The organism is Synechococcus sp. W55.2 (genome assembly GCF_047461635.1).
In the GTDB taxonomy this organism is placed as follows: Bacteria; Cyanobacteriota; Cyanobacteriia; order Thermostichales; family Thermostichaceae; genus Thermostichus.
This window is the reverse complement of the sequence record NZ_JANSHM010000035.1, coordinates 17708-29156: the sequence shown is the minus strand read 5'-3', so window position 1 is coordinate 29156 and position 11449 is coordinate 17708. Positions and strand designations below refer to the sequence as shown.

Here is an 11449-nt window from a genome sequence, read left to right as displayed (position 1 = left end):
CTCTCTCTTCTGTCTGTAAAAAAGCCAATATCTTCTGCCATTTGTTTTCATCTAAAAAAACCAACTTCATCCTCTTTACCTCTATAAACTATTCTCTCTATCCTAACATAAGATCAACACGACCCTAGGTCGTACTTTGTTATTAGGATTCAAGACGGAGTTAAGACTGAATAACAAGCAAAGGACACTGGCGGCGCAGCACGCTGGGGTTGCTCGGCACGCTTACAACTGGGGACTGGAGCTTTGTAAGCAATCTGTGGCAGAGAAGCGGAAGATTCCCACGGCAGTTGATCTGCACAAGAAACTTGTAGCCGAGGTGAAGAGGGCTAATCCTTGGTACTATCAGGTTTCTAAGTGTGCCCTGCAGGAAGCTCTTAGGAATCTGGAGAGAGCAATTAAGAGGTGGCGTGCTGGGAAGTCTAGATTTCCAGTATTCAAGAAGAAGGGGAAGCTGGACAGCTTTTACCTAGAAGGTGGGATTAGAATTTCCGGCAACAAAATCAAGGTTCCGATTTTCGGCTGGTTAGCTTGTTACGAGGTCTTGCCTGCGGTTGTGCCCAAGAATGTTGTTATCAGCCGGCGGGCCCACCGTTGGTTTATTTCCTTCAAGTATGAGGCGCCTGAGCCAGGGGGGCTGGAGAAGGAAGGGGACGTTGTTGGGGTTGACTTAGGAGTTAACAATCTAGCCACGTGTTCTGACGGGGGGACTTTTGGCAACCCCAAGCCCTATTGTAAGGCTAGGAAGCGGCTGAGGAGGTTGCAAAGGCGGTTGTCCAGGAAAGTTAAGGGGTCGCAAAACCGGCGGAAGGCAGTTAAGAAGGTGGCAAGACTCCACAAGAGAGTAGTTGATATTCGTCGGGACAACCTACACAAGCTTACTACCTATCTAGCTAAGAGGTATCGGGTGGTAATTATAGAGGACCTGAACGTCTCGGGGATGCTCAAGAACCACAAGTTAGCTAGTAGTCTAGCCGAGTGTAGTTTCTATGAGTTCAGGCGACAGCTAGAGTATAAAGCTAGGCTCTACAGCTGTCAGGTGGTAGTGGCGGATAGGTTTTATCCGTCCAGCCAGCTGTGTTCTTGTTGCCAGCATAAACAGCAGATGCCGCTGCACCAGCGGGTGTTTCGTTGTGAGAGTTGCGGTTTAGAGAAAGACCGGGATCTCAACGCAGCGATTAACTTGGTGGGGTGGTATTTTGAGGTGTATCTACCCTCAACTACCCCCAGCTTGGGGGGAAGTCACGCCTGTGGAGATCCCGCTGCCGGGGTTGGGTTGCAAGCCCAGCTAGGCAAGGGTCGTAGAAGCAGGAAGAAAGCATCAACGCTGGTCGAAAGTCCACTTTTGTCCAATGTTGTTTAAGTCTTTCGGAGCGGTTAATGGCGTTGAGGATGTAGGCGTGGCGGCTCGTCCACCGGGGATTGATCAACTCGCTATTGGGATCCCCTGGCCTGACATAGGCCATCGTGGCCTCTTGACATACTCCCCGCCCTGAAGGGCAAGGATTCTGATTCCTGGTTCTGCGACAGCACTTAGCGTGTCAGGTCTCCCCTCCACGACAGCGGTGCTCATCTCCCCAGGCGTTCCCCCAAGCGCTCCGCGCCGCTGACGCGAATGCGGGACGGTTCCCTAATGCCCTTAGGTACCGTTGCAAACAACAACTACAAAGCCTGTTGAGGCTGTATCCAGTCGTGAGACTGTTGGGTTTTTAGAGCGGTTGACTACCCTGCCGCTGCAGACAGCATAGCACAAAGCCGCCCTAAAGGGCGGGGCTTCAGACCCAGTTTTTTTGGTGAAGAGGCGCTCGACTGAGACCAAACCCGCGGATGAGACTCGATGACAAAGAACGCTGCTGCCAACAACAACAGCCCCGCCCAAGTTCGCCACCGCCGCCAATGGCGAAAGACATTTTGTACGGTCGGAGTGTTCATTGCCGCAGACCCAATTTAACTGTTGTCAGAATAGCGAACTTACCCACACTTCAGCCATTGATGAGGTACAAACTGCCAGGGATCCCCAGCGGATCATGAGGATCCCTTGCTTGAAAAGTAGAGAAACAATAAACACCGGAGCGAAAGGAAGAAGTCGCTGCTCCCAAGCCCCTAGAGGCCGAAAGGAATACCAAAGGCTTTACCCAAGCTGAGATGAACTCACCAGCAGGGAAAAGCATCCAGGGAGACAGCAAATCAGTTGACCCGCTCCAGCTTGATGTTATGGTGGCCCAGCTTGATCTCGAACTCATCTCCGGGCTTGAGGCCCATCTTCTTGGTGTAGGCAGCTCCAATCAGGAGGTTGCCATTCTTATGAACCGAAACCCGGAAGGTAGGAGCGCGGCCACGGGATCCATTTTCGTCACTAGCGCCGAGATCCACGCCAACGGCCTTCAACAGGGCGTTGTTAAACTGCATCAGATTCACTCGCTCCTGACCATTCTTGGTGTAGGTGACATAACCACAGGCGCGAGCTTTTTCCTTGCGATCCGCATTTCCCATTGAAGTTACCTTGTCGAGGAGCTCTTGGCCAGTGAGTGGTTTTGGTTTACTGGTTGTAGCCATATCGAGATGGTTTTAGGGACAACTGTTAGTGTAGCCAGAAACAAACAGCGATTGCAATAGAGTTTGATCCAACTCTTCTTAATTAGAGGGAATGAGTGCGCGACTGCAATGGGATCTGAGGGCTGGTTGCGCAAAACAGCAGTGGGGAATTCCCTCTGAAGGCCAGAACCTATGGGGGAGACTTTGGCTGAAATGGGGAATGATAGGCTCTCAGGCCCTATTCTCGACAGGGTCATCCGTCCAAGTCAAAGTATCTTTGGGCGAGGGATCCCCGCTTTGCCGCCGGAATTGAGCAAAAGCAGGGAAACTGGAAACAAGGCTGTTTGCGTGTCACTCAATATGGATCCCTTTTGGTCGGGGCGGCGTCTCCTCATTGGGGTGAGCGGGGGGATTGCTGCTTACAAAACGGCAGCTTTGGTGTCTGCTCTGGTGCAGCAGGGAGCAGAGCTCAAGGTGGTTTTGACAAAAGCTGCGGAACATTTTATTTCTCCTTTGACTTTTGCCACCTTGTCCCGCCAGCCGGCTTTTACGGATGCCGCCTTTTGGCAAGCAACACGAGGACGACCGCTGCACATCGAGTTGGGGGAATGGGCGGAGGCTCTCCTCATTGCACCCTTGTCGGCCAACACCTTGGGCAAGTTGGCTCATGGGCTGGCGGATAATTTGCTCACCAATGTGGTTTTGGCTTCCCGGTGTCCGGTGGCGGTGGCACCGGCTATGAATACGCAGATGTGGAAGGCGGAGAAGGTGGCCGAGAATTGGCAGCGGCTACACCAGGATCCCCGTTTTTGGGCCTTACCGACGGCCAGTGGCCGCTTGGCCTGTGATGCGGTGGGGGAAGGGCGCATGTTGGAGCCGGAGGCCCTGCAGGAGTATGTGCGGGCTTTGCTCTGGACAGCGGGGAAAAAAGATTGGCAAGGCAAGCGGGTGTTGGTGACGGCGGGGGGTACACGGGAGCCCATCGACGCGGTGCGTTTTATCGGCAACCCGGCCAGTGGTCGGATGGGCGTGGCATTGGCGGTGGCGGCAGCCTGCCGGGGGGCGACAGTGACGCTGGTCCATGGGCCGTTGGGGATCCCCTTTGATCCAGCGCCCTTCGCCATTCGGGCCATTCCGGTGGAGACGGCAGCCCAACTGGAGGCGGCTTTGCAGGCGGAATTTCCCCAGGCGGATCTCTTGTGGATGGCTGCTGCTGTGGGGGATGTGCGCCCCTCTCAGGTTTACGCGGGGAAGCTGCCCAAAGCCGATCTACCCCAGATGTTGCCGTTGGAGCCGATCCCTGACCTGCTGGCAGCTCTGGCCCGCCACAAACGCCCTGGCCAACGCCTCATCGGCTTTGCCGCCCAAAGTGGGGATCCCTTGCCACCGGCCAGAGAGAAGCTCCGCCAGAAGGGCCTGGATGCTATTGTGGCCAACCCCATCGACCAACCGGATAGCGGCTTTGGCAGCAGCCACAACCAAGGCTATTGGATCCCCCAGCAGGGAAGTCCAGAGCGGATCCCATTGGCAACCAAGCCAACCCTGGCCCACCGGCTGCTGGATCTGGCCCGGCAATTGGAGTTGGGCTACTTTAGTTAAACTCCCTCTCCCTCTGGAAGAGGGGCCGGGGGTGGGGGCTGTGCGGTACAGAACGCTAAACTTCCCGGAATAGCTGTTCGCGAACTGCCTCAAGAACCTGTGTAAAGCCACAGGGGCAAGCCCGAGGTGCTCACTTCAAACTGCAGACGGGCCAAGGCTTCTGCTGCCGGCAGAAATCGAGACCAACCTCTGCGCCGCGGGAGTAGGTCGTAGAACTTCGCATCCGTCGGCAAACCCGCCAGCTCTGCCGCCCAAAGGCGGGCATCTTCTTCTGTGCCCAAGCGATCCACCACACCCAAGTGGAGGGCCTGCTCTCCGCTGAAAATGCGGCCATCGGCAAAAGTTTTGACCACATTCAAACTTAACTTGCGGGCAGCGGCAACCGTCTGCACAAACTGGCCGTAGGTAATGTCGATCAATTCTTGCAGGATGTTTCGCTCTTCCGGGGTTAGCTCGCGATCAAACGAGAGAATATCTTTGTAGGGGCCAGACTTAATTACCTTAAATGAAATCCCCACCTTATCCAGGAGGCGTTCGATATTGTTGCCTCGAATGATCACACCAATGCTACCGGTGATTGTTCCTGGGTTGGCAACAATTTTTTCGGCTCCCATGGCAATATAAACCCCCCCAGAGGCAGCAATGTTGCCAAAGCTGGCGACAATACGGGTGCCCTTTTTCTCTCGCAAACGCAAGAGGGCATTGTAGATTTCTTGGGAGTCGGCCACCGTCCCACCTGGACTATCGATGCGCAGCACCACGGCAGGGATATGGTTTTCTTCCGCCTCTTTCAGGGCCTTGAGAACCCGCTCGCGAGTTTTGCCATCAATAGCCCCTGCCACCTCAATGCGGCCGATTTGCCGGCGCAAGCCACCCAAGAATAACCGCTTCAGCATGGAAAAAAACTGGATAGAGATAAGTGCATATTCTGTATCATGAATGGCGGCTTGTGGCCCGGTCAACCAGTTGCCTAGATGTTGCCATACACCGGGAGCACCACCCCCCGCAGATCCCGCGCTGCTTCTGAGACCAAAAAGGCAATCACCTGCCCGATGGACTCTGGCTTTACCCACAGCTCGGCTTGCTCGGATCCCATGGCAGCTCGGTTGGCCGGCGTGTCGATGAGGCTGGGCAGGATGACGTTGGCTGTGATGTCTGTGCCTTTGGTTTCGGCGGCAATGGTACGGGTCAGGGCCACCACCCCTGCTTTGGAAGCGCAGTAGGCGGCCAATTGCGGGCCCGGCTCCACCGCTCCTCGGGATCCCACCGTTACAATCCTCCCATAGCCCTGTTGCCACATTCTGCGCAGGCTGTGCTTGCAGGTCAGGAATGTGGTGGTGAGGTTGAGGTCGAAGTCGCGATACCAGTCCGCCAAGCTGTACTCGTGGGTGGGGCCCATGGCAAAGCCCCCCACCAGGTGGATCAGCCCATCCACGCGGGGTAGGTCGGCAATGACGCGGGCAACCGCCGCCTCATCTGTTAAATCCACCTGCACAAAGCGAACCCGATCCAGAGCATTGGCCGGCAGGCGCTCCCGCAAAATGGCAAGATCTTTCTCTTGGCGATAGGTCAAGGTCAGCTCTGCTCCGCTGGCCAGCACCACGGGAACCACCCCCAAACCCAGCCCGCCTGTGCCACCGGTCAAGAGGATTTGCTTGCCTTGGTTGCCCTGCATGGATGCACCTGCATTGACGAAAGGGATCCAGAACAAGATCGGGAAGGGACTTCAAAAACCCCAGAGGATGTTTGGGTTCGTCCAACTGAGCTTCCCTCTCTTACCCTACCCTGGTTCCTGCTCCTCTTGAGGAACAACAGCCCTTTTGGGCGCTTTCTCCAGCAGCAGGTCGCTCAAGGCCAGCCAGTGGGGCAGGGCCAGCTCTTCGGCGCGGGCATCGGGGTTGAGGCGGAGCTGAGCCAAAGCTGCTGCAACCGCTTCTCGCTCCACCAAGCTTCCCAGGGCATTGACGAGCTTCTTGCGGCGGGTGGAGAACCCCTGTCGAAGGAGGTGGTTAAACCAGCAGGGATCCCGGACGGGGGTGGGGGCGGGGCGGGGGGTGAGGCGAATCACAGCAGATTCCACCTTGGGGGCGGGCTTGAAAGCGGTGGGGGGCACCCTGCAGATCAGCTCGCAATCGGCCAAATACTGCGTCCGCAGGCTCAGAGCACCATAGGCTTTGCTGCCGGGGCCGGCCTGCAAGCGCTCGGCCAGCTCTTTTTGCACCAGAAGGACAATGCGCTCGAACTGCCGAACCGGCTGGGCCGGGGATCCGAGCACCTTTTCCAAAATGGGGCCGGTCAGGTTGTAGGGGATATTGGCCACCAGCAGGCGAGGCTGAGGGGGCAACGGCAGGCGAAGAAAATCCCCTTCCACCAGGTGGAAGCGGGGCTGGTCGGCGAAGCGCTTTCGCAACAGCCGGCATAGATCCCGGTCGATCTCCACCGCCACCACCTGGGCGCCCTGGGCCAGCAATCGCCGCGTCAGTTGGCCGGTGCCGGGGCCGATCTCCAGCACCCAAGTGGGATCCGCCCCTCTCTCCAGATCATTCAACTGGGCAGCCCGCACAATCGCCTCGTGAACAGCGGGATCCTTGAGCCAATGCTGACCAAACCGTTTACGAGGATAGGGCATGGGGGAATGTTCGCGCAGTGCTGCGCCGCAACCGAGAGGTACCCAGAGCGGTTGAAGGAGCAATTGCCGGGTGGGTCATCGCTTGGCTGAGTTGGGAACAGAAATCAAGTTGGGATCCGCATCCTCAGGTCTATCTCGGGCGGGTTGAGCAGGGAGCGCCTCTGGGTTCGGATCCCCGCTCAGGAGCGGCTTGCGGTAGAGGGGCACCGTAAAGGTGACGGTGGATCCCAGCCCTTCGCCCAAGCTGTAGAAATTGATCTCCCCTCCCATCGCCTCCACCAGGCGTTGGCTGATGGCCAGGCCCAAGCCCGTCCCCCCATATTGGCGGGTGGTGGAACCATCCACCTGCGTGAAAGCCTGAAACAGTTTTTGCTGCTTTTCCAGCGACACGCCGATCCCGGTGTCGATGACGCGGATGCGGGCCAACCCCGGATTGCCGGGCAGGATATCCGCCCGCACGGTTACTGAGCCTTTGGGGGTAAACTTGATGGCATTCCCCACCAAATTGAGCATCACCTGCAACAGGCGTTGGTAATCGCCCAAGAGCAAAATCTGATCCGAGGTGTTGGGCAAGTGAAAGCTCAGTTGTAAGCCCTTCTGGCTGGCCTGCAAGCTGGTCTTGGCCTCCACATCCTTAAACAAGGCTCGCAGGTCGCAGGGCTGGAACTCCAACTGCATTTTGCCCGCCTCGATCTTGGCGATATCCAGCACATCGTTGATTAGGGCCAGCAGGTGCAGGGCAGAGCGATAGGCCTCCTGCAAGAAGTCCAGCTCCTCTTCGCGGTTTTCGGCCATCCCGTCCAGCACCAGCTTGATAAAGCCGATGATCCCGTTGAGAGGGGTGCGCAGCTCGTGGGAGGTGTTAGCCAAGAATTGGCTTTTCAGTTGGTTGGCCGATTCTGCTTGGGCACGGGCCTGCTCCAGCTCCTTATTTTTCTGACGCAGCGTCTGGTTGGCTAACTGCAAGCGGGTTGCCAGTTGGCGACTTTGATCCAGCAAAATGGCGTGGGCAATGGCTGCGCCCAGGTAGGTGGCAATGCTCTGGAGTACCTGAATGTGGCTTGGCTGCCAAACAGGAACCCTGTTCGGATCCAGCATTTCCAGCCAGAGCAGGCTGTTGGCGTAGCCCTGGTAAGACATGGCAATGGCCAGATGTCGCCCCGCCTCCACCGGTTCTTCCTGTCTGAGGGCCTGCAACAAATGGGGGTAATCTGCCAGCTTCAGGGTCTGGTGGAGCAGGGAGGGATCCCCAGGATGGCGGCGGTACTCGGCATTGACCGTGAGGGAGTCTTGCCCCACCTCGTAGAGGGCCATCAGGCAGCGATCTACCTCAAACAGTTGCCCCAACTGCTCCACGGTCTGCTGGCACAGTTGCCGGATATCCAGGGAATGCCGGATGTTGCGCACCAACTGCGTCGTGATCCCCTGTACCGGATCGGCCGGGAGAGCATGGGGCTGGCTGTTGGGGCTGCTGGTTCCTCCGGCCAACGCAAAAGGCGTAGCCCCCAGCAACTTGCCCACTGCCGCAACCGCCACCACCTCCCCTTCCATGTCCCGTACAGGGTTGAGAGAAAGATGGAGATGCAACTTGTAGCGGGGCGAGAGCACCTGGCATTCGTAGGAGAGGGGATCCCCGCTTGCAAAGACCTGGTTGAGCTTGGCTTCGTACTCTCCAGCGCTGGCCACCTCCCAGATTTGCTGTCCGCTCACGATGTGCTGAGGGTGGATGCCATATTTCTCGGCATCTTCCCAGTAAAAACTCCAGAAGCGCCTCTGGCGATCCTGCGTGTAGAACATCGGAGTGGGTCGGAGCACATCCATGGGGGAGGAGACCACCATTGCGCTAGGGGAACGTAGGCCAAAACTCAGGTTTTTCCAGAGGAAGCCGGGCTGGCCGGATCAGAGGCCGGGCGGGTTAGTGGGGCAGAGTCCTTGTTGAGGCGGGCGAAGATCATGCGGCCTGCTGAGGTTTGAATGGCGCTGGTCACAACCACAGAGCGGGTTTTGCCCACAGAGCGCTGCCCTTCTTCCACCACCACCATGGTGCCGTCTTCCAAGTAGCCTACCCCTTGACCTGGCTCTTTTCCTTCGCGGGTGATCTTGATATCAAAGCTATCGCCGGCAACGTAGAGAGGCCGCAGCGCCTCGGCCAACTCATTCACATTCAGCACCTTGACCCCCTGCAGAGCCGCCACCTTCTTCAGGTTGTAATCGGTGGTAAGCAGCGTTCCCCCCACGGTTTGGGTGAGGCGCACCAGCTTTTCGTCCACAGTGCTCAGATCCGGATAGTTGGCTTCGTGAATAACGAAACGATCGGGGTAGGCCTCTCGCAAAGACTGCAGGGTATCCAAGCCTTTGCGGCCCCGCTCTCGTTTTTGGGCATCGGCTTTGTCGGCAATGGTCTGCAATTCCGTCAGCACAAAGCGAGGAACCACCAGGGTTCCTTCCAAAAAACCTGTCTCGATTAACTGAGCCACTCGGCCATCGATGATGGAGCTGGTGTCCAAAACCTTGGCCGTGGCAGCCACCACATTGCCCTCCGCCCAGAGGGCTGCCTGCAAAGCATAGTTGGGGTTAAACAGCCGCAGCAGCGAGGGGCCGTGGGTATCGGCCAGGCTGACCCCCAGGTAAGCAAAGGCCAAGCTGAAAAAGACCGAAGCCAGCGGCTCGAGGAACCTATTGAGTTGGGGGGGCAGGGGCAGCAAGTAGACAGGAGCCATGGCCAGATTGGCAATCACCAAGCCGATCACCAACCCCACCGAGCGGCTGATCAACACGTCCGGCGGCAAGGAGCGCACATTGGCCTCAAAGCGACGGTAGCTCCAGCGCACCAGGGATCCCAAAGCCAGCCCTGCCAGCAGGCCAAAGCCGCTGGTGACGACACGGGCTCCTTCCACATTGGCCCCCTGAATGGCGGCAGGAGGGAGCAGATCCAGGCCATAAAACCCGAGGCCAGCTCCCGCCAACATGAAGATCGCGATCAGTAAAGCGTCTAGCATAAGGAAAAAGACGGCCCTGCTGAGTGGGTGATGCTGCTGGGAATAGGCAAATCTGCTTCCTATTCTAGTCGTCTGGCGTTGGAGGGATCCGGACAACCAAGCCAGCCCTCCCCCAGAAGGATTCAGACTATGCTGAAATCATAGCGATCCCTTGCCAGCTTGAGGGATCTGTGGAGAAACCGCTACAATCCAAATCTCAACGAGGCTGAAAGCAACCATGGCACAGGCACTGGAACTCAATACCGAAAACGTCGAGAAAGTCCTGGACGAGCTGCGTCCTTACTTGATGGCCGATGGGGGCAATGTGGAACTGGTGGAAATCGATGGCCCGGTGGTCAAGCTGCGCTTGCAGGGGGCCTGTGGAGCCTGCCCCAGCTCGACCATGACTCTAAAGATGGGCATTGAGCGCAAGTTGCGGGAAAGCATCCCCGACATTTTAGAAGTGGAGCAGGTATTCTGAGAGGCCCTGTAGGTTTTTGTGAGATTCCTTTAGGGTTCTTTATCATGTGTTGGATTATGTGCCTTGATAAATAGCCTCGGGTGGCTCTCTGCTCCCCACTTCTTTCTTCTGTGCCTTCTTCAGAGCTAGCGCATGTCTGTTCTCCTCTCCATCGCCATTCTCGCCCTGCTGATCCTGGTGCATGAGGCAGGGCACTTTGCGGCAGCCAAACTCCAAGGGATCCATGTCAACCGCTTCTCGCTGGGGTTTGGGCCGGTGCTGTGGCGATACCAGGGCAGGGAGACAGAGTATGCCATTCGCGCCCTGCCGCTGGGGGGCTACGTGGGCTTTCCTGACGAGGATGAACATTCCCCCTACCCGCCCGACGACCCGGATCTGCTGAAAAACCGCCCCGTGTTGGATCGCCTGGTGGTGATGAGTGCGGGGGTGATGGCCAACCTGCTCTTCGCCTATCTGGTGCTGGTGTTGATGTTCGCCTCGGTGGGGATCCCCTCGGTAACGCGCATCCATCCCGGCATTCTCATCCCTCAGGTGATGCCCGATAGCCCGGCGGAGCGGGCCGGCCTGAAGGCAGGGGATGTTGTGTTGCAGGCAGCCGATCGCGATTACAGGGGGATTGCCGACGAGACGGCGGCCTTGGCAGCTCTGAACGATTTTCAGGTGCTGATCCGCAGCAGCGAGAACCGGCCCATTCCCCTGGAGGTGCAGCGTGGGGAAGGGGATCCCCTGCAGTTGACGGTGATCCCAGAGGTGCGGGGAGAGACGGTGGCCATTGGGGTGACCTTGGCCCCCAATCAAGAGGTGACCTTGCGCCCCGCCCAGAGCGTGGCCGAGATCCTCACGGAGGCGGGAAATGCCTACCAGCGGGTGGTGATGCTCAATCTGAACGGCCTGCAGCAGTTGGTTCAGAATTTCCAAAGCACGGCTGCTCAGGTCTCCGGCCCGGTGGGGATCGTCAAGATTGGGGCGGATCTGGCCCGCGATGACGCCGCCAGCCTGTTTAATTTCACCGCTTTGATCAGCATTAATCTGGCCTTTCTCAACCTGTTGCCCTTGCCCGCCTTGGACGGGGGACACATTGCCTTTTTGATCCTGGAGGCGATCCGCGGCAAACGGCTGCCCAAGCATCTGGAGGAGCGGGTGATGCAGACGGGCTTGGTGTTGTTACTGGGATTGGGGGTGGTGCTGATCTTCAAAGACACCCTCGCCATTGTGACCGGGTCAGGCTAG

Annotated in this window: 11 protein-coding genes; 4 read left to right on the top strand and 7 right to left on the bottom strand. The window is 57.6% G+C overall.

Annotated elements, in window-relative coordinates; genetic code table 11:
- Nucleotides 1-136: 136 nt before the first annotated feature.
- On the top strand, nucleotides 137-1360 hold the full coding sequence (locus NW828_RS08455) for an RNA-guided endonuclease InsQ/TnpB family protein (protein ID WP_414383202.1): 1224 nt from the start codon (nucleotides 137-139) through the stop codon (nucleotides 1358-1360).
- Nucleotides 1361-1719: 359 nt separating this feature from the next.
- Here the strand turns inward: NW828_RS08455 and NW828_RS08450 are convergent, their stop codons facing one another.
- The gene (locus NW828_RS08450; RefSeq protein ID WP_414383200.1) at nucleotides 1720-1929 is read right to left on the bottom strand and encodes a hypothetical protein; all 210 of its coding nucleotides are present in this window, start codon (nucleotides 1927-1929) and stop codon (nucleotides 1720-1722) included.
- 255 nt (nucleotides 1930-2184) lie between these two features.
- The gene (locus NW828_RS08445) at nucleotides 2185-2553 is read right to left on the bottom strand and encodes an AbrB family transcriptional regulator (protein ID WP_011432615.1); all 369 of its coding nucleotides are present in this window, start codon (nucleotides 2551-2553) and stop codon (nucleotides 2185-2187) included.
- Between the two features lie 339 nt (nucleotides 2554-2892).
- On the opposite strand from NW828_RS08445, the gene coaBC reads away from it, so the two are divergent.
- The gene (coaBC, locus tag NW828_RS08440) at nucleotides 2893-4131 is read left to right on the top strand and encodes a bifunctional phosphopantothenoylcysteine decarboxylase/phosphopantothenate--cysteine ligase CoaBC (RefSeq protein ID WP_414383204.1); all 1239 of its coding nucleotides are present in this window, start codon (nucleotides 2893-2895) and stop codon (nucleotides 4129-4131) included.
- Nucleotides 4132-4220: 89 nt separating this feature from the next.
- Here coaBC and sppA read toward each other — a convergent pair whose 3' ends face one another.
- The 5 genes from sppA to NW828_RS08415 all read right to left on the bottom strand — a co-directional run bounded on the left by sppA (nucleotide 4221) and on the right by NW828_RS08415 (nucleotide 9759).
- The gene (gene sppA / locus NW828_RS08435; protein WP_414383198.1) at nucleotides 4221-5027 is read right to left on the bottom strand and encodes a signal peptide peptidase SppA; all 807 of its coding nucleotides are present in this window, start codon (nucleotides 5025-5027) and stop codon (nucleotides 4221-4223) included.
- Between the two features lie 74 nt (nucleotides 5028-5101).
- Nucleotides 5102-5806, bottom strand: a complete 705-nt coding sequence (gene fabG, locus NW828_RS08430) for a 3-oxoacyl-ACP reductase FabG (RefSeq protein WP_414383196.1) — start codon at nucleotides 5804-5806, stop codon at nucleotides 5102-5104.
- Nucleotides 5807-5911: 105 nt separating this feature from the next.
- A complete protein-coding gene (gene rsmA, locus NW828_RS08425; protein ID WP_414383194.1) occupies nucleotides 5912-6760 on the bottom strand; it encodes a 16S rRNA (adenine(1518)-N(6)/adenine(1519)-N(6))-dimethyltransferase RsmA in 849 nt (282 codons plus the stop codon).
- A gap of 75 nt (nucleotides 6761-6835) precedes the next feature.
- Nucleotides 6836-8581 (bottom strand): sensor histidine kinase, encoded by a 1746-nt coding sequence (locus tag NW828_RS08420; RefSeq protein WP_414383192.1) that lies wholly within the window; start codon nucleotides 8579-8581, stop codon nucleotides 6836-6838.
- A gap of 44 nt (nucleotides 8582-8625) precedes the next feature.
- Nucleotides 8626-9759, bottom strand: a complete 1134-nt coding sequence (locus NW828_RS08415) for a PIN/TRAM domain-containing protein (RefSeq protein WP_414383190.1) — start codon at nucleotides 9757-9759, stop codon at nucleotides 8626-8628.
- Between the two features lie 217 nt (nucleotides 9760-9976).
- On the opposite strand from NW828_RS08415, the gene NW828_RS08410 reads away from it, so the two are divergent.
- Together NW828_RS08410 and rseP are read left to right on the top strand one after the other, a co-directional pair.
- Entirely contained in the window at nucleotides 9977-10219 is a 243-nt protein-coding gene (locus NW828_RS08410; protein ID WP_414373537.1) for a NifU family protein, read from the top strand.
- A gap of 132 nt (nucleotides 10220-10351) precedes the next feature.
- Complete coding sequence (rseP, locus tag NW828_RS08405; protein WP_414383188.1) at nucleotides 10352-11449, top strand: RIP metalloprotease RseP; 1098 nt, start codon at nucleotides 10352-10354, stop codon at nucleotides 11447-11449.